The sequence below is a fragment of the Lentiprolixibacter aurantiacus genome, assembly GCF_026241225.1.
In the GTDB taxonomy this organism is placed as follows: Bacteria; Bacteroidota; Bacteroidia; order Flavobacteriales; family Flavobacteriaceae; genus Lentiprolixibacter; species Lentiprolixibacter aurantiacus.
Genome location: NZ_JAPFQP010000002.1, coordinates 225690 through 248639 on the forward strand (window position 1 = coordinate 225690; position 22950 = coordinate 248639).

Sequence of the window (22950 nt, forward strand, 5' to 3'; positions counted from 1 at the left end):
AAGCCAAAGCCATTATAATTAGGCTATTCCACTTCATTTTTGACTTTCATCAACCAGGATACAAGTTCCCCATATCGATCATAAGCATCTTTTCCTGGGATCTGATCGGCCTGGTTGAGCATGGAATAGAGGTAGCGCAACTGTGCAACCAGCATAGGCTGTTCGTATATCCCGTCTTTGGTTTTTAACTGAGCCAGTGCCCCTTCTATATTCGCTTTCTTTTGTTTATCAGACCCCAATACAGAGGCTGCCTTTTCTAACGCCTTTAGATCTTGCTCTAGCTTATCCTGTAAATGGAGGGCTTCGCTGAGCTTGTCTCTTACTTTGATTTGAAGATCAACCTGTGCATCAATGTCGGCCAGGCTAACACCGGATTCCAGTATTCTCGGATCTGCTATGATCTCAAATTCAAAAGCGATTGTTTTGTTGCCGGGAGTAAGAAGTGAGGCTTCGTATTTTCCCGGCTTTACAAGAGGACCATTGCGAAAACGCCGGTTTCCGGATTTATTCCAGGGCCCCATCATCCGCATGTCCCATTTAAACCGATTCCAGCCCTTATTACTGGTCAATGACTGATTTAGCAATACGGAAGAAAATTCTGTACTCATATCCCTAATAGCCCTCGGTGTTTTTGGATTTGAAGAAGCAGCAGTACTGTCGTTAGTAAAGGCGATAATGCTACCGGAACTATCCCTGATTTCCAGTTGCACAGGTGTATCTCCTGTGGACAGGTAGTAATCCATAATAACGGAGGGACCGGGATAAACAGGCCTGTTGCTTCTAAAGGCTCCGGAAGGCATACGATAGCGGATGCTCTTTTTCCTGGGCAACAGGACCGGATAGTCTACCGTGGCAAAACCCCCAAAACGCAGGGATTCTATATTGTCCAGTACCCAGAAGGATCTACCCATGGTGGAGATAGCCAGGTCTCCACGGTGTATTTTCAGATCGGTAACAGGTGTTATTGGAAGGTTCTGTTGAAATGATCTCCAGTTTCTTCCATCATCCAGAGATACAAACATACCGTATTCCGTGCCTGCAAAAAGTAATCCTTCCCGTACCGGGTCTTCTCTTACCACCCTGGAAGGGTAATCGGCCGGGATTCCATTAAATCCATTACTCAGTAAAGTCCAGCTTTTTCCGAAGTTTTCTGTTTTGTAGATATAGGGTCTGCGGTCGCCCAACTGATAGCGCAATACAGAGATATAAGCTTTTGCTGGGTCGTGAGGTGATGGTTCCACTGCATCAACACGGCCTCCAGGTGGCAATTTTTTTGGGGTTACATTGGTCCAGGTTTTTCCACCATCCTGAGTAACGTGCACAGGACCATCATTAGCGCCTACCCAGATAACCCCCTGTTTTACGGGCGATTCCCTGATGGCGTAAATAGTGCTGTAAAACTCCTCTCCGGTAATGTCGCGTGTTATAGGGCTTCCAGAGATCACCTGCTTATCTGCCTCATAAGCGGTAAGATCCGGGGAAATAATATTCCAGGTCTTCCCTTCATCTGTGGTCATATGGACATACTGTGAAGTATGGTAGATAATGCTGGGATCATGAGGGGATATATGTATTGGGGAAACCCTTTGGAAACGAAACCTGAGGTCTTTGGGGTTGTGCCCGTACATATTACCTGCACCTACATAGTATGACTGTTCCGTTCCGGTTCTTTTGTTATAAACCGTAAATCGACCCTTGCAGTTGGAGTACACAATCTCGGGATTGGTAGGGTGGGGGACTGCCGGTCCTGTCTCGCACCCTCCTGTATTAATTATATACCCAATACCATTGGCTTGAACCCCATAAGGAGGCATACTTGGTACGGCTATGGTAGAGAAATTATCCTGCTGTCCGCCATAAAGCCAGTAAGGATAATGGGTATCTACCTCAACCTGGTAGATCTCTGCTGTTGGCTGATTGAATTGGGTTGACCATGTTTCGCCTCCGTTATGGGTAACATTGGCACCACCGTCGTTACTTTGGATAAAAAGATCAGTGTTATTGGGATTGATCCACATATCGTGGTTATCCCCGTGAGGAGGACGCATGCGTGACCAGTTTTTACCTCCGTCAGTGGATTTAAAGTAACCTGTTGCCATGGCATATAGGATATCTGGATTTTTCGGATCTACCTTCAGGTTGGTATAGTAAAATGGCCGGGTACGGATACCCCCGTTTGAAGAGATATGCGTAAAGGTTTCTCCCTGATCAACGGATTTGTAGAGACCACCTTCATCCCCAGGAGCCTCAACGAGGGCGTATACTATTCGAGAATCAGAAGGACAAACCTCAATATCTATTTTTCCTATCAATCCACCGGGAAGCCCTTTATATACTTTATTCCAGCTTTGTCCTCCATCAATACTCTTATATATCCCACCTTCTTCCTGAGTTCCGCCGCTAATTATGGTCCAGGGTTTACGCTCGGCCTTCCAGGCGGCGGCGAAGATTATGTTGGGGTTGCTTGGCAGGAATTCCACATCAGAAACTCCTGTTCTTTCGGAAATGAACAGGACTTTTTTCCAGTTTTTTCCCCCGTCTGTGGTTTTGTAAACACCCCGCTCCGGGTTAGACTGGAAAGCTCGACCGATAGCCGCTACATATACGGTATTGTGATCCTGTGGGTGGATGCGGACACCGCCGATCTGCCCGGTGTTTTCCAGGCCAATCTCCATCCAGTTTTCCCCGGCATCTATGGATTTGTACATCCCTTTGCCCTCAATTAAGTTGCTGCGCAAACCATCGCTGCCTGTTCCCACATACAAAATGTTGGGGTCGTTCTGGGCCACGGCTATAGCCCCAATCGAAGGGGTTTTAAAAAAGCCATCAGAAATATTGTTCCAGGAGGTGCCGTAATCTGTAGTCTTCCAAACCCCACCCCCGGTAGCTCCGAAATAAAAAGTTCCGGGTTCGGAAGCAATCCCGGCAACGGTTGTAACCCTGCCGCCACGGTAAGGACCAACATTGCGGTATTCAAAGACAGAAAAATCCTGGGCAAATAAAAAGCTACCAGCTAAGAAGGATAGTAGCGAAGCATATAACTTTTTCATTGGAGGGAAGCTAAAATTGAAAGCCCGGAAGATACGTATTGTGCCTTAGAAATTCCAGTGGATTCCCCTCAAATTCTTTCGAGTAACCCCCTAGACGTGCTGGTCAATCAAAATGGGATTGCCATCGGGATCCTGTAGCACTATACTGCCAGGTCCTTCAGTATCAGGAACAACCTCAGTTGTTATGGGTACACCCTGTGATTTCAGAGCCGACTGAATTTCCCGTACATCAGTAAAGCTATCCAGGTTTTGGGCAATGGCATCCCATCCTGGATTGAATGTAAGCATGTTTTTTTCAAACATGCCCTGGAATAGCCCCAGGGTGCAGTTGCCGTTTTTAAGGATCAGCCAGTTCTGTTCAATATCCCCGTGAAATTTGGTAAAACCCAGTTTCTGATAAAACGCCAGGGAGGCATGAATATCCTTTACAGTTAAACTGAGCGAAAAAGTTCCGAGTTCCATGTTGTTAGTTATTTGTTGTTAGTTAATGGTCCTTGATTAATGGTTACATGCCCTCACTTGTATTCTTGTCCACCCTTAACGTGGGGTATTCTATTCCCAGTTGTTCCAGGTAGGAGTCGTACTTCTTTTCGTTATAGTAAAAGGGCTTCAATTTTGGGGCATATTCCTCCATGATATCTGCATTCAGGTAGGTAGCGGGCTTATCACTTTCCGAGATCATGGGTTCATAAGTCTGGTTGGCTGTCTGTACATTTTTATAATAGTCCCAGGACTGGTTAACCAGTTCGGGCTTAAGAAGAAAATCCAGTATAGTCATGGCCTCCACCTTTGCTCCCGCAACAACACCTTTATGGGCAATGGGGGTGGCCATAGCAATGGCATTGGACCAGTGGTGCCCCTGTAGGCCAGGAATGTTAGAAGGGAACCGAAGGGTTATGGTAGGTACTTTCCAGCTGATATCACCAATATCGTCAGACCCTCCACTTACCGGGTTTTTAACCGGTAAACCAATAGTATCCAGTTTTACTTTTAGGCCCGAGGTGTCTCGTTGGGAATTAACCTCCCGCTGAACTGCTTTCGCAAGGGTCTGATCTGCCTCACTCCATTGGGGCAGGCCAACCGTTTTGATGTTTTCGTACATGGTTTCGGCCATTACCTTGTTGAAGTGCCTGGGCCAGGCTGTACCCAGTATGCGTTTGCTCATCTTGGTGCGGGTCATCATGGCAGCCGCTTCCGCAATTTCGTTGCCGCGCTCATAGGTAGCCATGATCTTGGGATATGTAATTTCCCGGAAATAGTACCAGATGGATGCCTTTGAAGGTACCACATTGGGCTGGTCGCCCCCGTAATTGATTATGGAATGCGATCGGCCCAGCGGGTGCATATGTTCACGTGCGTAATTCCAGCCTATATTCATCAATTCTACAGCATCAGCGGCGCTGCGACCCCTCCAGGGGGAGCCTGCAGAATGTGCTGATTCGCCTTCAAAAGTATATTCTACAGAGATCAGTCCGGTACCGCTTGCCTGGCCGTAAGACACATTCATGTTGCTGCTTACGTGGGTAAAGATGCACATATCTACTTCGTTGAAGTAGCCATCTCTGGTGTAATAGGCCTTGGTTGCCACCAACTCTTCGGCTACGCCGGGCCACAGGATGAGGGTGCCCGAAAGTTTTTCACGCTTCATGATGTTTTTTACGGCCAGGGCAGCCATTACGTTCAGCGGGACCCCGGCATTATGCCCTTCCCCATGCCCCGGTGCCCCTTCTACAATGGGGTCGTGGTACGCAACTCCCGGTTTTTGGGAAGCTCGTGGTATGCAGTCTACGTCACTACCTATAGCGATAACCGGTTTGCCGCTTCCCCAACTGGCCCACCATGCAGTTGGCACGCCTGAGATGCCGTGTTCTATTTTAAAACCGTTCTTCTCCAGTATACCGGTGATGTATTTGGCGGTTTCTTTTTCATGGAAGCCCAGCTCGGCAAAACTGAATACCTTGTCTACCATTACCTGGGCCATTTTGGCGTTTTTGTCAATTTCCTGCTGCACTTCCGTTTTTAAGGCTTGCAAACGCTCCTCGGAGGTTTGAGAGAAGATCAATGTTGAGGGTAGTAGGCATGTTAGAATTAAACAGAGAGTAGTGTAGTGTTTCATATAGCGTTAGTTAGCGGATCATTAAATGTAGCAAAAACCATTGTGGATAGAAAGCACGGTAATTCTAATTCAGTAATTGGTTAAATAACTATGGCATAATGATGTTCATCATGGATTTGCCCGTTTTTTATTACAGCCTTTCGCTTTATTCCTTCCTTGAGATATCCGTTTTTCTCCAGAACCCTCATGGAAGCCTGGTTAAAATCGAAGACACCGGCGTAGATACGATGTAATTGCAACTGTTCAAATCCGTATTTCGTGATCAGAGCTACGGCTTGACTAGCAATGCCCCGACCCCAGTAAGCTTCCCCAATCCAATAGCCCAGCTCGGAACCGATGCGGTAAATCCCTTCATTGGGCATAAGGCTGATAACCCCGCAAAGCTGGTCTTCCGGGTTAACTATGGCAAAGGTATGTGCCGGGTCCTCTTCCTCAGTCCTCCTGATAAAAGACTGCGCATCTTCAAGGGTATAGGGATGCGGAAAGAGGTCGCGGACGCAATCCCAGATCTTTTTGTTATTAGCCAGGAGGGAGAGGGTTTCTGCATCGCCATGCCGTAATTTTCTCAGTGAGATTTCAGAAGTACTACGCATTAACGCTTTTGTTTTTGAAGAGTTTATGGGCACATAATTTCTTAAGGAAAACCTGGATTAGCTCTCTGAACGCAATATCTTTTCCATCTTGCGCCCCCTGGCCAGCTCTTCAACAAGCTTATCCATGTATCGCACTTTCTGTGTCAGCGGGTTTTCAATATCCTCTATGCGATATCCACAAATCACGCCCTTGATTAAGTGGGCATTGGGATTCAGTTTAGCTTTTTGAAAGAACTCTTCGAAGCTGGCCTTCAACCTCAGTTGTTCTTTAAGCTGTTCCTCATCAAATCCGGTTAACCATTCTATTACCTCATTCAATTCCTCTTTAGTGCGACCCTTCTTTTCCACTTTGCTAATGTAATGTGGGTAAACAGAAGCAAAGGACATCTTTGCAATGCGCTCATCGTGGTGATTTGTAGATTTCATGATAAAATTTGTTTTTGCTTGAAGGTTGATTGTTTTAGGGAAGATAACGGCTGTATTAATGCCTTCCTAAGATAAGGAAAGGATCTAAACTTAAGGCAATAGTTTTTAGGTAGTTACGTTTCTATAGGACAAACCTGCTTATCATGAAACCAAAGACCAATCTTATCATTTTACTTCTGTTCCTGGGAGTACTAGTTACATCAACCGCTTCCGTCAATGAGCCTGAACCCTGTTCCGGCTATGAAAGGGGTACAATAACCCTGAAAAATGGAAAGACCCTGGAGGCTTATATCTACATAGATTATTGCAACTCCCACCTGTTTCAAATGGCCCTTCGTACCATAGATGAAAAGACCTATAAGAAGTATGCCAAAGGCAAAAAAATCAAGAAAAAGGCAATTGAGAAATATAAGGTAAAGGAGATAAGAGGCTTTGTTCTGGAGAGTGGTAAGGAGTTCCGACAGGTGAAATACGCTAACCTGTTTTCCCAGAAGAATACCGATAAACTCCCGAGAAGGCAGCTTCTCGAGGTGGTGGCCGATGGTAAGATAACCATATTCAAAAGGGGTTATCGCACCCAAAACGGTTTTATCTACAAACCTGTAATGGACGCTGTTCTCGCGGGAGGGCCCGAGCATGTGGAGTTTATGCGAAATAACTTTGAGATCCTCTACCAGAAGGACAGGTCTAAAAACCCGAAAAATATCCGTAACGCCAATTTGAAAAACCTCTTTGGCGATAACCCGGAGGTGTTGCAGAAGTTCCAGAATGGGGACTACTCCTTCCGAATAGAATTCCAGAGGGAGGCCAGCTTTTCTGCGAATTGCGACAGAGCATTTTTAGATGCTTTACTGGAAATGGTTCAGGATTACAACGGTACAACTCAGGAAGTCCTGGTAAGCTACTATCAAAATTAGATGGCAAGAAGATAAAAAATCAAAGGCCGCTTCAGAACTCTGAGACGGCCTTTTTTAGTTTTCTTTTCTGTTACTCCGATTTATGGACTTCCAGTTCAATCTCGATCATAAACTCAGGCAACGCTAGTTCCTTTACCCCTAGCCAGGATCCTGTAGGGAATTGTTTGGTGTAAATTTCAGTGCGATAACCGGCATTTTCCAGGAATTGTGGCATATCGGTTGTAAAAATATTCTCCACAACAACATCGTCAAAGGTGCAGCCATAATGGGCTAAAACCTTTTCCAGGTCTGCATAGCAGTTCTTCATCTGCTGGGCCAGATCGCCCACAGCAGTCGGGTTTCCTTCGTCGTCCATGCTTACCGCTCCGGATACTTTAATACTATTTCCAATCTTTACGGCATGGGAATAGCCATAAGCCTTTTCCACTTCAGGGCGGAGCAGGAAATATTCAGGCGTTTCGGCTTGGATAACTATTTCTTCTTCTATCTCCTCCGTTGTATCTTTTACCTTTTGTTGGCAACTGTGGTATGTAAAGGCTATTGCCAAAAGCATAGTAATGAGCGAAAGGTTGGTTAGGTTTTTCATGTGATGTATACTAAGTTAGATTATTCATGGTCGATTTACTGATAACCAAGATAGGGATTTGATGATTTTTAATTGATAGTTTATAGTGTTTTGTTTAATCTAAATGATAAAATGGTCAATATTCCTGTTATGTCATAGAACATTGTTTTATTTTAGAAATATGAACTTTTCAAGAACAAATTTGACTCAACTGCTATTTATCACCCTGCTATTGGGGATCACAGCTTGTAAGGATAAAAAAACCACGCAGCCAAGATCGGATAGTGCTTTGGTTTCCTGCCAGTCGGACTTCGGCCCATCTAAAGTGATTGACAGGGAGGAAGGGAATTTTAAGGCCTTTAAGACACCAACTCCTATTGAAATTGATGGATGTAGTTTGGATGCCATTTGGGATAAACTGGATTGGTTCGGAATGAATTACACATGGATGGGAGATGTTGCAGATTCCACGGATTACCAGGGTAAATTCAAACTGGCCTGGGACAGAAATTACTTATATGTCCTGGTTTCGGTGGTGGATGAGCATCTGCAACCCACCCTGGCAGACGGCCAGGAAAATTACTGGAAGGGAGATTATGTGGAAGTGTTTATAGATGAGGATCAATCCGGAGGTAACCACCAGTATAACCACCAGGCATTTGCCTATCATGTTTCTACTGAAGGCCATGCTATTGATAAAAGCACTACTGAGGACACCGTATTTTTTGACGACCATATTCAGGTAGCACGTTCTCAGGAAGGGAACCACTACCTATGGGAATTGGCCATAAAACTTTACGACAACACGTTTGACGAAAATGCCATGGACAACACCTCAATTGAGATTCTTCCCGGGAAACGCATTGGGTTTTCAATTGCTTATGGCGACAATGATGGCAAGGCTAGTCGTGAAAATTTTATGGGATCAAAAAAGAGGCATGGGATTAATAATGATGAAGGCTATGTGAATGCCGATGTATTTGGGAGTTTGACATTTTTGGAGTAGGGAAATGGCGTATTTGCCTGTTGGTGGTTGACCGCGTTGTTTGTTGCGTTGGAGATTGAATTAATCCTTAATTTCGCCCAGCTATGAAGTTTGGGAAAGTAGAACATCCGGAGTTAATTGATTTTACCCTGCCCCCGGACCATTCAGGAACCACAGTGCTCCTGGAACATCTCAAACCACAGGATCCCTTGATAATACATGTTGGTGCGGCTAAATGGAGCAGGCAGGCGCTGAAGAATTTTTATCCAAAGGGCACCAGGGAAGAACTGGTTTACTACGCCTCCCAGTTTAACAGCATAGAACTCAACGCAACCTTTTACCGGATCTTTCCCTCGGAACAATACGATACCTGGTATCGTTCCGTCCCGGATAATTTCCGTTTCTTTCCCAAGGTGGTACAAAATGTAAGCCATTTGAGGCGCCTCAACGATATGGCCTATCCTGTTCTGGAAAATTTTCTGCTGGCTACAGCCGGTTTTCAGGACAAACTGGGGACTTTATTTTTGCAGATGCATCCCAATTTCAGCCCCAAAAACTGGGATCGTGTTGTTCGTTTTGTGGAATACTGGCCTAAAGAGTTCCCTTTGGCACTGGAATTCCGCCATTCAGATTGGTATAAAGATGTTAAGGTGTCCGGAGAACTGTTTCATTTGCTGGCAGCTCATAGGGTGGCCAATATACTTACGGATACGCCCGGCCGTCGAGACATGCTGCATATGCGATTGACCAATGATGAGGCCTTTATTCGTTTTGTAGCAGCCAACCACTCTTGTGATTACGACAGAATAGACGACTGGGTGGCAAGGATACGTTTATGGCACAAGCAAGGGCTGAGAAAGGTCAATTTCTTTGTGCATCAACAGATGACAAGTGATGATCCTTTACTGGCGAGCTATCTAATTGACAAATTGAATAAAGGTCTGGGTTTGCATCTACATGTGCCAAAAACCCTGGCCAAAAGCAAATGAACCCATTTTCTAGCTGAACCCCTGTTCATATGCGCTATGAACAGCGTGTAAACCGGTACTCCAGCATAACCTTCTGAGCTGGAGCTTTCTGAACCTCTTTCTGAGGTTGGTATGCATGGTGTTTTTGATTTTCTGATTCTGAATCTCCGACGAAGTTGGTGACTAAAACAAGGAGGAAGGCAACGAAGTAACGACTGAGTGTTTGCATGATGAATTGGATTAGGTTACCTCTAAGCTATCCCAATTAAATCTTTAACCCAAGGCCCTTAAGAAAAGTTTAGGGGAAGATTAACAACCCTTATTAAAACATTGATATACTCTTAACATTAACCGCTGTCAGAGCCCATATCATGCGAAAACACAATTAGTATTGATGCTAAAGTCAGCAATACCAACAGTATCCTCAGGATCCCTGAAGTGTTTTGGCAACAGCCTCTACCTCATCCAGGACACGAAGCAGGTTGCCACCCCAGAGCTTTGCGATTTCTTCCTGGTTATATCCCCGCTTAACCAGTTCAAGGGTAACATTAAAGGTTTCCGAGGCATCGGACCAGCCTTCAATGCCACCTCCTCCGTCAAAATCAGAGCTGATACCTACATGATCAATTCCGATCAGTTTTACCATATAATCTATATGGTCTACAAAATCAGAAACGTTTGTAGGTTCTGGCGCATCTGTTCGGTTGGCTGCAAGTTGATTTCCCAGAGCCCTTATCTTAGGCCTGTTTTCCATGTATTCCTGCTGTTGCTCTCCGGTCAGGCTACGGAATTGGGAACGATCGTAATAGGTAAGGCCCAACGAATCTGCTGCCTGCATGTATATATCCCTCATATAGTCCTGTCTTGCCTTGCTCTTTTCCTCACTAACATAAGCAGCCAGGGCAACAGTCTGAACTACCCCGCCATTTTGCTTGATGGCGAGTAGTTGTTCATCATCCAGGTTCCGGCTGTGGTTACATAAGGCACGTGCAGACGAGTGGGAGGCTATAACAGGGGCTTCTGATATTGCTAAAGTCTGCATGATAGATTTTTTGGAAGGGTGGGAGATGTCTATCATTATTCCAAGTCTATTCATCTCTTTTACAGCTTCTTTACCTAGTTTACTTAAACCATTATGTAACCAAATACTATCACGCTCACCTGTATTAGAATCACTGAACTGGCTATGTCCGTTATGTGCCAGGGAAATATACCGGGCACCAAGCTCATGGTATTTTTCAAAGAGGGAAAGATCCTCCCCGATGGGATAGGCATTTTCTACCCCGATCATGGCTGCTTTTTTTCCGGATTTCGATATGCGTCTTACATCATCAGAATTCCTGGCAAGTTCTATCCGATCCGGGGCAATCTCCTCACAAAGCCTGTGGATGGCATCGAACTTAGCCATGGCATTTTCACTTGCTTTTTCATATCCGGCAGCAGTAAGGGAGTCCTGACCAGTGTAGACAATAAACCAGGCCACGTCCAGTCCGCCCTCTTCCATTTTTGGCAAATTCACCTGTGTGTCCAGGTTTTGGGTGTAGTTGACGCTATCTGTGAAGTTCCTGACATTGATATCGTTGTGGGTATCAATGGTAATGACTTCCCGATGGATCTTGCGTGCTTTTTCCTCAAGAGACAACACCTCCTTTTTGGAATCAGCACAGGAAAACAAGCATATAGAGATAAAAAGTAATACGAAATAGCGCATTTGGTTCAAATTTTTAGACCTACAAATAAAGCATTTTGACAACAGAATCCATAGGGTAGGTAACATTTAATTGTCCGATCAACGGGAAATAAGGAGTTTTAATCGATTATGAACCTTTCAGCGGAATACCAACCGGAAAGGAAATCCAAAGAAACTAAACCGTACAAGTAACCTCAAAACCAGACTCGTTGGACTCTAAGAAATTACTATCCAAACTTACTGACATTGAAGCCTATCTCGACGATTTCTCATATGAAGAACTTAGCGTAGCTGCGGCCTCTGAACTTAAAAAATCCTTTGAGAGTTTTAAAAAACAACTCGAAGGAAGCCTGTGGGAAGAACCTCAGGGGAGTTTGCCGGAATCTTCCAAAAAAACGTCTTCAGATCGTACTGAGGAAATGCTTATAGCTACTGTAAGCCATGAGATCAGGACGCCTTTGAGCGGTATTATCGGCTTTACTGACCTGCTGCGGGAGAGTGACCTGAACGAAGAGCAACGCTACCAGGTCAATGCCATCCAATCGGCTTCAAATGCCCTGATGGATATCATTAATGAATTGCTGGAATACTCCAAATTATCAGCCGGGCTGGAGCTCTTTGAAGAAGTGGATTTCAATTTCTACAGCATTATCCAGGATGTCTCGTACCTCTGCAAAACCCTGATGCTGGGGAAGGATGTTGAACTGGATGTTGATCTGGACCCTGATATTCCCATTGATTTACTTGGGGACCCCTCTAAACTGACCCAGGTGTTGCTTAACCTCCTTGGCAATTCCATCAAGTTTGTGGAAAAGGGTAAAATATTACTCAAAGTAAAATGTCTTCAGGATGGCAGGAATGATGTTTTGCTGCAATTTGAAATTGCAGATACAGGCATTGGGATTTCAGAAAACGACCTGAAACACATTTTTAACTCCTTTAAGCAGGCCAATCAGCACACTTTCTCTAAGTACGGGGGTACTGGTCTTGGCCTGAGTATAGTAAAACAAATAATCCAAAAACTGGGAGGTGAAATCCAGGTTAGGAGTCAGCTTGGCAAGGGTACCACATTTACTTTTTCCATACCATACAGGAAAGGCAAGGCAACTAATAAGAACATAGACGGCGGTATGATCCTTTCGCCTGAAAAGGTCAAAGGCATGCGCATTCTCATTTTTGAGGATAACCCGATGAACCAGCGGCTGATTGAGCAACGATTGCAATCCTGGGGTTGCAGGGCATATATTACCGAAAATGCTTCTTATGGTCTCCGGATACTGGAAACCAAGGTTGTGGATATGGTGCTCATGGACCTGAGAATGCCACTTATGAACGGTTTCGAAATTACCCGTATCATCAGGGAACACAAAAGTGAGGCCATCAGAAGTTTACCAGTAATTGCCCTGACCGCCGATTTTACAGCTGAAGACAAGGTAGAATGCGATCAGGAAGGCATTAACGATTACATACTCAAACCCTACACTCCGGAAGAGCTGCTTCAAAAAATAATCATCAATAAAAAAGCAGAGCAAAGGACTTCGGCTGTTATTCTTGAACCCAATTGCAATCAGGTAAAAAGCACTGCTGAGAATTTTGACCTTGGTCAGGTGCTGAACAGAGAATGCATGGGGGATATCGGCATGCTGGAAGAACTCATAGCGCTTTATCATAAAAACGCCCTGGAGTTTATTGGCAAGGTAAGACTTCATTTAAAGGGTGAGAATTATGAGCAAATAGCCTTCGCCGCTCATAAAATCAAATGCGGACTCAAAATGCTAAAAACGTATCAATTATGCACACTGGTAGAGGAATTGTACGATTTGGCAAAGCAACAACGCAACCCTGGACGGATGAACGACCTGTACGATAAGTTCGTCATGACCTATACCCAGGTAGAAACAAAACTTAATGAGGCGCTGGAAGAACTAAAGAGTGGCAGATAAAAAGATCATGGTTAAAAAACACCTTTTACTCGCAGAAGACGATGAATTACTGGCCTCATTGCTGGAATACCGCTTAAAACTGGCGGGTTTCGAAGTAATCCTGGCCCAGGATGGAAAAGAAGTAAAGGAGTACCTGTCAAAAGAAACCCCTGATATTATTGTTAGTGATATCATGATGCCCTATTTCTCAGGGATAGAACTGGTCGATTTTTTGCGCAATACCCTGCATTCCCAAATACCGGTTATTGTTATTTCTACAGCGGGCAACGAGGAAAATGTACTGAGCGCCTTTGAACTTGGAGCAAACGACTTTATTGCCAAGCCGGTGAATCCATCAGAATTGTTGGTGCGCGTAAACAGAGAACTGAATAAAGCTTAAACATTGTATAAGGTACTGAGCACATATACCGGCCCTCTTCAATGGAACACAACTACTGTTCCTGAGGATCTTCTTTGGTATATGACGGCAACATTCCTGTTCCTTACGCTGGCATACCTGAGTTCTGTATTTTATTTCCGTAACCGCATAAATAACAAAACATCCCGGGAAGCCGGGCGAAAAAAGGAGCTCGCTCCTATGATCAGTAAATTCCTGTTCTACACCGAAGAGGATCCGCTTGAGGCCAGACAGGAGTATGTTCAGCTCAAAATCCAGATTCGGCAGTTGCTCAAGGATGGACTAACCCGAACCGTATTGAGCGAGGTATTGCGGGATTTGAAAAAAGATGTCTCCGGTAGTGCACGAAAGGAACTGCTGAATCTTTATTCAGACCTGGGGCTACAGGAAAATGCCATTAAGAGGCTAAGGAGTAGCAAGTGGCAAGTCTTGTCCGGAGCTATACTGGAACTTACCCAAATGGAGATAAAGGAAGCTTATGGCCTCATAAAAAAGCACATTAACCACCGAAGGAGCGTTGTCCGAAAGCAAGCCCAGATTGCCACGGTATCCTTGAAAAATGAAGGCATTAACTACTTCCTGGATTCCAACAGATACCCCATTTCAGAATGGCAGCAATTGAAATTACTGGATGTGATACGCCATTTGGAAGGGTTTGAGCCCCCTAAATTCAAGAACTGGCTTACCTCAAAAAATACTGATGTGGTGCTATTTGCACTTCGGCTAATCAAATACTACAAGCAGAATGATGCCGCAAAGGCGATTATCCGGCTGGTAAACCATAAGAACCAGCATATCAGAATAGAAGCTATACAGTGCATAAGGGAATTCAATTTACAGGAAGCTGTAGATACACTTAAAAAGGCCTTTTCCAAAGGGAATGAAGAAGTAAAGCTCTTAATACTCGATTCGATTGGATTGCTCGGAGACCTGAGCGATATTCATTTTTTGCAAAACATTGCAAATAATAGCTCTACCCATATCATCTCCGGTAAAGCATTAAGCGTTATAAATACATTAAAACCAGAAACAATCCTTCCCGATGAAGGCATTGAAACCACTAAAGAAATTATAAACACCGCACCCCAGGACAAACCTGAAAACATGAAGCAAAAGGAAAAAGAAGCACTTTCTGTGCATCTCCCAAAACCGGATCTTCCAAAAAACCCCGAACAATGGGAGGATTTTCTGGACCCGGATTTTGAAGACGAGCTAATCTTTAGTCAATGTTGCCTGGAAGAATTCCGGGACCTCATTCAGGAAATTGGAGAACCCTTGTTGAAATCTGGTGATCCCGGTACACTTCCCCTAGATTTCCTGCCCCTGGTTATTTCCGAGGCAAAAGAAGAAATACAGGAAACTGCCACACCAAAACAACCAACAACCGAAAACTCATCAGGGCCCACTTATAATTGTGATTACCCGCTGCATGCTGAAGAACGCATTACCCGCGAAATTGAGGCATTGCTAGAAATAGAAATCGAAGGCAAACCAGAACAGGAAGAAGATGACGCTTTTAACCTGAATTTCCTTCCCATTCTTGTTGATGATCCCGGTATACCGGAAGAGGAAGACATGGGTGATCCTGATTTAAGATCTATTGAGGTCATTGCTGAGACACTCAGGTACAAGGTTCCGGAAGCATTTGACAGAGCAGACAAACCAACTGAAAACTATAGCCTTCAGGTACCACCTGAAGAGTCCTTTGAAGCGGTGAAGGCCATAGACTGGTCCGCTATTGCAAGCAAGAACCTGGAGGTTAGCATGGAGAAAAAGGAAAAAGCTGTGATAAGCGGGAAGCTTGAAGATCAGGAAGAACTTTACGGGTTTAGCATTTTCCAGGAACTTTTCCGCACTGCCGATACAGAATCCAAGCTCATACTTTTAGATGAAGTGCTGGCTGTAGGGGACGAAAAGGAGGTGTACTTTCTGAAAACTTTATCGGACGACCCCTCAGAGCTCGTACAAAAAAAAGCCTCAAAAATTCTTGCAGATTTAAGTAAACAACTGGAACAGCAGAAATCAAAAGAAGAACCGGTAGTGGTCAGTGGAGCCCGGGTAAATGAGCAGGCTGTTCCCGATGTCCTGTTTGAGCTTAGCTTTGAGCCGGAAGAGGATTGTTTCCGGGACCCTGATGAAGATGAACCAGAACTTATAGCAAGGCGATCCAAACAGCCGGTAGAGAAAAAAGCTGAAAATCCGGGAAATTTTCTTGGCAACTTTATCTCCCTAACGCATAAAATATTGGAAAAAGTCTATGGATAGCGGGATGTTCCATATGATCCTGGATTACATCAATATTGTATTTCTGATATTCAGTATCATGCTGGTATTGCTATTTACCGGCATGGCCTACCTGTCTACTCTCAATTCTATACATTACCGAAAGAAGAACAGCTTTGGTGATTTTTCTAAAGTAATGGCTTCGCCTATTTCACCTGGTATTACCATAATAGCCCCGGCCTACAATGAAGCACTGACCATAGTGGAAAATATCAGGTCTTTACTATCACTGCAGTATGTGAATTACGAAGTGATGGTAGTCAATGACGGAAGCAGGGACGATACCCTGAAAAAAATGATCGACGCTTACGATCTGGTGAAGGTTGATAAGAGCATTGACCCCAACTGGCCTTGCAAACCCATCAAAGGTATCTATAAATCACGCCAGCGTTCCTTTTCCAGGCTCACCGTTATTGATAAAGTTAATGGGGGTAAATCTGACGCCCTTAATACAGGGATGCGACTTTCTGAAAACAGGTATGTTGGATGTATCGATGTAGATTGCCTCTTATTGCCAGAGGCCTTGCTTCATGTGGTAAAGGCATTTTATCAGCGTTCAGAAAAACGAGTGATAGCTGTGGGAGGCGTTATTCGTATTGCTAATAGCTGTAAAATATCAGGGGGACAACTGGAGAAGATCCGACTTCCAAAGAACTGGCTGGCTAAATTTCAATTGCTCGAGTACACGAGGTCCTTTCTTCTGGGAAGGATGGCCTGGGGACGCCTTGACAGTCTCCTGATCATTTCGGGAGCATTTGGTTTTTTTGACCGGGAAATTGCCCTGGCTGCAGGCGGCTATAATACCAAAACAGTAGGGGAGGACATGGAGATTGTATTTCGAATGAGGCGCTATATGCACGACCGAGATCTTCCTTACACCGTTGAATACATTCCGGATCCACTTTGCTGGACAGAGGTGCCCGAAAGTACCAAAATATTAATCAATCAGCGCGATCGATGGGCTCGCGGTAACCTGGAGACCCTGTACCAGCACAAGGACATGTTCTTCAACCCACGCTATGGCCGACTGGGTATGATGAGCTATCCGTACTGGTTTTTTTATGAATGGCTGGCTCCCATACTGGAATTCTTCGGATTCATTTCAATCCTGCTCTTTTATTACCTGGGTATTCTGAACTTAGAATTCTTCATCGCCATTACGCTGACCATTTATACCTTCTCAGTAATGTTTTCGCTTTATGCTATACTTTGGGAGGTATATACCTATAACCAGTATACCCGTATCAGGGACCTTGTAACCCTAATATTTTGTGCTTTGGTTGAACCCTTTGTTTTTCATCCCATAGTGGTCTGGTCATCTATTCGAGGAAACTACAAGAAATTATTTAAGATTAATGCCGGCTGGGGATCCCAGGTGCGTAAAGGCTTTGTAAAAGGATAGTAATGGGTTTTACAGGTCAAATAAAAGTGAAAAATGGTAAAACAGGGCTGAAGGAGTATATTCAGTTGGCCTTGGCTTTTTTCCTCACGCTATCCCTGCTGTCCCTTTATCAAAATGTTCGTTTATTCAGTGAAGGTGTACTGGATGGGATATTCACTAAAAGCCTGTTCCTGTCATTCTTGCATCATTCCGGATTTGCATCCCTGGTAGCCCTGATCGGGGTTGTTGTCTTTAATCTCTACAGAAAAAGCAAGCCTGAAAAAGGATTTAGGCTTATGGGCTATGCCTTCTGGGTTTTGCTGGTGATTGAAGGTTTGCTGATGGAGTTTTATCTGCAGCATTACGAAATACTAGAGTCCGGGTTCTGGGGACGCTATTTCACCTTAACGTCTTTAGGCAACTTTATGCTATTGCTACTGGCATATACCATTGCATCTGCCATATGGTTTCACCTTTTTTACCGCCTGACTTCTTCTGTATATCGGGCAATTAGCAGGATGTACCCTTTTACCATCATTCTGCTCAGCTTGTTCCTGGCCACGCTGGCCACAAACAAAAAGCCTGTCAACGAAAATAAAACACAACACCTGCTTGCTGCAGTCATCAATGAAGCATTTAGCTGGGATGAGTATGAAGGGGAAGAAGAATATCCCCTGTCCAGGCCATTTGTTCCGCTGGACGGACTTGGGGATTATTTCAATTTACTTGGCGAAAAACCCAACCTGGTATTTATAGTTGTAGATGGCCTGGGTGCTGAATTTATAGGGCATAATGCCATTTATGAAGGATTTACGCCTTTCCTTAATTCCCTTGCACATAATTCGCTTTTCTGGCCCAATCATTTGAGCAATACCGGAGAGAGTCATGCGGCTTTACCAACAATACTGGGCTCCCTTCCCTTTGGGGAAAATGGTTTTACCAAGCTTGAAAACCCCGTTAACCGGCATACCTTGTTTGGTGTCCTCAAAAAGAGCGGTTATCATACTTCTTTCTATTATGGGGGCAATACTGCTCTGCATCAGCTGGACAGGTTCCTGTTTGAAGAACATGTGGACCTGGTTGTGGATCAGAAAAATTTCGGGGATAATTTCACCCGACAGGAAGAAGACAGAGCTGGAATTTCCCTGGGATACCCAGATAAGGAACTTTTCCGGAACTGGGCCTCCATGCAGAAACCAGCTGCAAAGCCTCGTATCGAGGTTTTCCTGAATCTGAGTTCTCAAAGTCCCTACCTGATCCCGGAGAGCCTGAAATATCAATCCCGGGTAGACGAAATTCTGAAAAAGGAAAAATTTCCTGATCAAATCGCCAGGAGGATCAGGAAAAGCAAATCTCTTTTTGCGAGTTTATTATATACAGATGAAGCCATAAAAGAACTGATACGCAATTATAGCAGGCTACCTGAATACCAACGCACCCTTTTTGTGATTACCGGAAGCCATAATGTAACTGAATTGCCTGGTGCTGACGAACTGAACCGCTATAGGGTGCCTTTGTTCATTTACAGCCCTATGGTAAGGGAGCCAAAGACAATGAAACCTCTTGTTTCACATGCTGATATTGCTCCTGCGTTGTTACAGATGCTCCATAAACACTATGCCGTAAAACTACCGGAACAGGTTTCCTGGCTGGGAAATCAGCTCACGGGGAATCGGGTATTTGATGCCGAGAAAACGGTGCCCCTGTATCGATACGGGAAGGGAATCAAGGACTTCATTTCCGGCAGATACTTTCTTTCAGGTAACAAATTATTCAGTCTGGATGGAGCCTTACGTCCAATACAGGTTAAAGACGGAGAATTGAAGGATTCTATCCGTGAGAAACTAGATTACTTCCGGTCCGTAAACAAATACGTCACCCGGGAAAATAAATTAATACCAGAGGCTTATTGCTTGTTTGCTAATAAAATTGATCCTCCTTCGGCAGAGGAACAGGTTTGGATCAACAGTGTATTCCACGGTAAGGATTATGACAATGCCTACGAAACCGCAAGAGACCTGGCTCTGGATGGAGACAGGGAAAGAGCATTGCTCTTATGCAGATACATCCTGAATAAGGTACCCGGGCATGTGGATACAGAAGTCCTCATGGGTCGTGTTTATGGATGGCAGGGTCAGTATAGCAAAGCGGTAGAATTGCTGGAGCGTACAGTGCAGAAGTACCCGGTATATACCGATGCTTATTCTGCCTTGCTCGATATTTACTTCTGGTCTGGACAGAACAACAAAGTCCCCTTATTGGAACGGCAGATTGAACTTCATGGACTAAAGTCTACTCAGCTAAAGATCAAAATAAAAAGGGCATATAACCGGTTAAAGGAACAGTCCGGGCTAAGGGCAATGATAGAAGGTAATGGACCAGTAAGCCAAAATGATAAAACAGAACCATGAAGAACTGGGTTTACATAATTATTACAGTAATGTTCAGTTGTTTTGGTCTGATTGCCCAGGAGTACGCCTTTGATGGAGATCCGGACAAATCCTTCTCCATAGCGCGGGAGATGGCTTTTTCAGGAGACCATCAGGGTGCCAGGGATACCCTGCAGTCTATTTTGAAAACCTATCCCGAATATACTGATGTGCGAAGCCTCCTGGCGAAGACTTATACCTGGGATGGGGCTTATTCGGAGGCAAGAGCTCAATTCAACCGCATCACTTCAAGGGAACGGGAAAACAGAGAAGTCTGGATGGCAGCGGTAAAAAATGAGATCTATGCCGAAAATGAGCATATTGCTCTGGGCCTTGTAAACAAGGCATTAGTATACCTGCCTGATGAAGCCACATTGATCAGTCTTAAGTCTGATATCATTCACCGCATGAAACGAAAGCAAAAAGCTGCGAGTATCCGGTCTGAAGCAGAAAAGGAAACCGATGTAAACATTGCCAAAAACAGCATGGAATTTGGCAATGCTGTAGACGTGTTTGACGCCTTTTACGAGCCCATGGTTTACGCCTCCGTTGCCTATACTCGACAGACAAAAATTGGTAAACTTATCCCCCGGATCAACTATAGTAACAGATTCAATACTAACGGCTTACAATATGAAATTGATGTTTACCCCAGATTGTCCAAAAAACTTCACGGGTATATAAACTATGGCTATTCTGCCGATGTGATCTACCCCACACACAGGGCAGGAGCAGAGCTCTATTTGAATTTGCCCAGCGCCCTGGAATTATCAGCAGGTATGCGTTACCTCGGTTTTACTAACAGCTCCACGACCATCCTTACGGGTTCTGTTGGGTTGTACCGGGGAGATTATTATTTCTCACTAAGGCCATACATTACCCCTACAAACAGACAAACCGGATTTTCGGGTAATTTACTGGGCAGGAAGTATTTAAGGAATAAATACCATTACCTGGGTGTTAATTTGGGAATAGGCTATGCGCCGGAACTCAGGCAGCTGAGTGCCAATAACATCTTACTGGCAGAAACACTGTTTTTTATTGAAAGTCAGCAGCTTCTGCTGGAATACCAGTTTACTTCCCGGGATGAGGCGCATCGCTACAGGGCTAACCTGGGAATTACAAGGCAGGAGTATGTTCCGTCTCCGGGTAATTTCTTCTGGGCTTTATCTGCTGGCATGACCTATCAGGTGGCATTTTAGCTAATTTTTCATCACATTATAGCAAACCACAAAAAAGCCAGCGTACACCACATTTTTTTGTAGCCACATACTAAGAAGCTTAAGTTTAAGTTATGTAATAGGAGATTTCTCCTAAAGCATACCTAAACCCAGACTTATCATGTTATACGATACCTACGGGGAGGAGTACTTGAATTTCCTCCGCGAATTGAATGAAATTTTAAGTTTAAACGAATTAGCTGAGTTGGACTACCTGTAGTCCAACCGGCTATTTCCAATTCCAAATCTTATGGCGACACACAACGACAATGCCGATTACGTAAACTTTATTGAAAGATTGAACGAGATCCTTATGGATTACGATATTAGCCGTTTAAACTATTCTTAGCGGTTTATTTAGTGTACAAATGAAATGGTAATGCCCCGGAGTCCGGGGCATTATTTTTTATGAGTACTGTGGGGATTATCCCAGGTAGTTTTTCAACAATTTACTCCTGGAATTGTGCCTTAGTTTGCGTATGGCTTTTTCACGAATTTGCCTCACTCTCTCCCGGGTCAGATCAAATGTCTGGCCAATTTCTGCCAGTGTCATGGAGGGCTGATCACCTATACCGTAATATAGTTTAACCACATCTGCCTCCCTTGGCGACAGTGTGTCCAGGGCACGGTTGATTTCCGTATTCAGCGATTGCTGCATTAAGCCGCGGTCTGGCCTTGGAGATTCGGCCGAATTCATCACGTCATAAAGGTTCACGTCTTCACCTTCCTTAAGCGGTGCATCCATGGATATGTGCCGACCGGAATTCTTAAGCGATTGTTTTACCTCTGTCAGGGTCATGTCCAGTTCCTGGGCAATTTCCTCAGCTGAAGGAGGGCGTTGATGCGCCTGCTCCAGGTAGGAAAAAGTCTTTTTGATCTTATTAATGGATCCGATTTTGTTGAGGGGTAGCCTCACAACCCTGGATTGCTCTGCCAGTGCCTGCAATATGGATTGTCGAATCCACCAGACGGCGTAGGAGATAAACTTGAATCCCCGTGTTTCATCAAACCGTTTGGCAGCCTTTACAAGACCCACATTCCCTTCATTGATAAGGTCGGGTAATTTAAGGCCTTGATTCTGATATTGTTTGGCAACGGAAACCACAAATCTTAAGTTGGCATTGGTTAGTTTTTCCAGGGCGGCCTGATCTCCCTCTCTTATGCGCTGGGCAAGTTCAACTTCTTCTGCAGCCGTGATCAATTCAATTTTACTGATGTCCTGCAGATATTTGTCTAAAGATTTGGATTCCCGGTTTGTTACCTGCTTGACGATCTTAAGTTGCCTCATATGTATATCTTGGAGTTAAAGGTTACAAGCATTCATTATACACTTTTATTATTATTTTTCCAAAAGGAATTGAAATTTCTTATACATGAGTTATAAGAAAGGTATCCAGAGCCCTAGGTTACCCTTGTCCTGTTCTCGATTGTTTTACATGCTGACCTTTCCAGATATGCGTATATTCGTTGTGTGAGTAAAAGGGCCCTCAAAAAATATCTGGCCAGTCTTCCCAAACCAGCCCTGGAGGAACAGGTTATGGACCTGTATGAGCGCTTTGCTCCAGTCAAGAAGTACTATGATTTTGCTTTTAATCCAAAGGAGGATAAATTGATTCAGGAGGCTAAATCCCGTATTTCCAACGAATATTTTCCAGTTAAGCGAAGGCGACCCAGGGCGCGCAGGTCTGTAGCTCAGAAATATATCAGGCAGTTTCGCACCCTTGGTATGGCACCTTTCCTTATCGCCGACCTCATGCTGTTCAACCTGGAGATAGCACAGACCTTTTCCCGGGAAAAAAAGGTTCCTGAGGCTTTTTACAGGAGTATGTTGAATTCTTTTACAGAAGCTACACAGTATTTGGTACAGGAGGCACTTTTATCCGATTTTAAGGATCGAATTCTTTCTATTTATGAAGAAATCAGTATTCAGGAATGGCCACTAAAAGATGGTTTTAACAGGGCTATTGATATCCTGGACCTGGATTAA

General features: G+C 44.4%; 19 protein-coding genes. 10 read left to right on the top strand and 9 right to left on the bottom strand.

Annotated elements, in window-relative coordinates:
- Window positions 1–23: 23 nt before the first annotated feature.
- From OO016_RS08145 to OO016_RS08165, 5 genes are all read right to left on the bottom strand, one after another.
- Window positions 24–3050: a WD40/YVTN/BNR-like repeat-containing protein gene (locus OO016_RS08145; RefSeq protein ID WP_266012296.1), complete on the bottom strand. Its 3027-nt coding sequence runs from the start codon at window positions 3048–3050 to the stop codon at window positions 24–26.
- A gap of 90 nt (window positions 3051–3140) precedes the next feature.
- Complete coding sequence (locus OO016_RS08150; RefSeq protein ID WP_266012298.1) at window positions 3141–3512, bottom strand: VOC family protein; 372 nt, start codon at window positions 3510–3512, stop codon at window positions 3141–3143.
- A gap of 43 nt (window positions 3513–3555) precedes the next feature.
- Window positions 3556–5082 carry a zinc-binding metallopeptidase family protein gene (locus OO016_RS08155; protein ID WP_266012300.1) on the bottom strand — a complete coding sequence of 509 codons (1527 nt, stop codon included), beginning with the start codon at window positions 5080–5082 and terminating at the stop codon, window positions 3556–3558.
- Window positions 5083–5246: 164 nt separating this feature from the next.
- Entirely contained in the window at window positions 5247–5759 is a 513-nt protein-coding gene (locus OO016_RS08160) for a GNAT family N-acetyltransferase (protein WP_266012301.1), read from the bottom strand.
- A 57-nt stretch (window positions 5760–5816) separates the two neighbouring features.
- Entirely contained in the window at window positions 5817–6185 is a 369-nt protein-coding gene (locus OO016_RS08165; protein WP_266012303.1) for a DUF2200 domain-containing protein, read from the bottom strand.
- Between the two features lie 143 nt (window positions 6186–6328).
- Between OO016_RS08165 and OO016_RS08170 the strand changes: the two genes are divergently transcribed.
- Window positions 6329–7102 carry a hypothetical protein gene (locus OO016_RS08170; protein WP_266012305.1) on the top strand — a complete coding sequence of 258 codons (774 nt, stop codon included), beginning with the start codon at window positions 6329–6331 and terminating at the stop codon, window positions 7100–7102.
- A gap of 70 nt (window positions 7103–7172) precedes the next feature.
- Here the strand turns inward: OO016_RS08170 and OO016_RS08175 are convergent, their stop codons facing one another.
- Complete coding sequence (locus tag OO016_RS08175; RefSeq protein ID WP_266012307.1) at window positions 7173–7688, bottom strand: RidA family protein; 516 nt, start codon at window positions 7686–7688, stop codon at window positions 7173–7175.
- Between the two features lie 181 nt (window positions 7689–7869).
- On the opposite strand from OO016_RS08175, the gene OO016_RS08180 reads away from it, so the two are divergent.
- Window positions 7870–8673 (top strand): sugar-binding protein, encoded by an 804-nt coding sequence (locus OO016_RS08180; protein WP_266012308.1) that lies wholly within the window; start codon window positions 7870–7872, stop codon window positions 8671–8673.
- Between the two features lie 83 nt (window positions 8674–8756).
- A complete protein-coding gene (locus tag OO016_RS08185; RefSeq protein ID WP_266012309.1) occupies window positions 8757–9641 on the top strand; it encodes a DUF72 domain-containing protein in 885 nt (294 codons plus the stop codon).
- 34 nt (window positions 9642–9675) lie between these two features.
- Here the strand turns inward: OO016_RS08185 and OO016_RS08190 are convergent, their stop codons facing one another.
- Both OO016_RS08190 and OO016_RS08195 read right to left on the bottom strand, forming a co-directional pair.
- Window positions 9676–9849 (bottom strand): hypothetical protein, encoded by a 174-nt coding sequence (locus OO016_RS08190; protein WP_266012310.1) that lies wholly within the window; start codon window positions 9847–9849, stop codon window positions 9676–9678.
- A 195-nt stretch (window positions 9850–10044) separates the two neighbouring features.
- Window positions 10045–11331 (bottom strand): dipeptidase, encoded by a 1287-nt coding sequence (locus OO016_RS08195; RefSeq protein ID WP_266012311.1) that lies wholly within the window; start codon window positions 11329–11331, stop codon window positions 10045–10047.
- A 188-nt stretch (window positions 11332–11519) separates the two neighbouring features.
- Here OO016_RS08195 and OO016_RS08200 point away from each other — a divergent pair, with 188 nt between their 5' ends.
- From OO016_RS08200 to OO016_RS08225, 6 genes are read left to right on the top strand one after another with little or no spacing between them, the layout of a single operon-like run.
- Entirely contained in the window at window positions 11520–13253 is a 1734-nt protein-coding gene (locus tag OO016_RS08200; protein WP_266012312.1) for an ATP-binding protein, read from the top strand.
- Window positions 13254–13260: 7 nt separating this feature from the next.
- A complete protein-coding gene (locus OO016_RS08205; RefSeq protein ID WP_266012313.1) occupies window positions 13261–13632 on the top strand; it encodes a response regulator transcription factor in 372 nt (123 codons plus the stop codon).
- Between the two features lie 3 nt (window positions 13633–13635).
- Window positions 13636–15915, top strand: coding sequence for a HEAT repeat domain-containing protein (locus tag OO016_RS08210; protein ID WP_266012314.1), 2280 nt, complete (start codon window positions 13636–13638; stop codon window positions 15913–15915).
- The gene (locus OO016_RS08215) at window positions 15908–17335 is read left to right on the top strand and encodes a glycosyltransferase family 2 protein (protein WP_266012315.1); all 1428 of its coding nucleotides are present in this window, start codon (window positions 15908–15910) and stop codon (window positions 17333–17335) included. The genes OO016_RS08210 and OO016_RS08215 overlap by 8 nt, the downstream gene beginning before the upstream one ends.
- 2 nt (window positions 17336–17337) lie before the next feature.
- Complete coding sequence (locus OO016_RS08220; protein WP_266012316.1) at window positions 17338–19725, top strand: sulfatase-like hydrolase/transferase; 2388 nt, start codon at window positions 17338–17340, stop codon at window positions 19723–19725.
- Window positions 19722–20945, top strand: a complete 1224-nt coding sequence (locus tag OO016_RS08225) for a YaiO family outer membrane beta-barrel protein (protein ID WP_266012317.1) — start codon at window positions 19722–19724, stop codon at window positions 20943–20945. The genes OO016_RS08220 and OO016_RS08225 overlap by 4 nt, the downstream gene beginning before the upstream one ends.
- Window positions 20946–21387: 442 nt before the next feature.
- On the opposite strand, the gene OO016_RS08230 is transcribed toward OO016_RS08225, so the two are convergent.
- Window positions 21388–22251, bottom strand: coding sequence for a sigma-70 family RNA polymerase sigma factor (locus tag OO016_RS08230; RefSeq protein WP_266012318.1), 864 nt, complete (start codon window positions 22249–22251; stop codon window positions 21388–21390).
- A 183-nt stretch (window positions 22252–22434) separates the two neighbouring features.
- Here OO016_RS08230 and OO016_RS08235 point away from each other — a divergent pair, with 183 nt between their 5' ends.
- Entirely contained in the window at window positions 22435–22950 is a 516-nt protein-coding gene (locus OO016_RS08235) for a DUF6155 family protein (RefSeq protein ID WP_266012320.1), read from the top strand.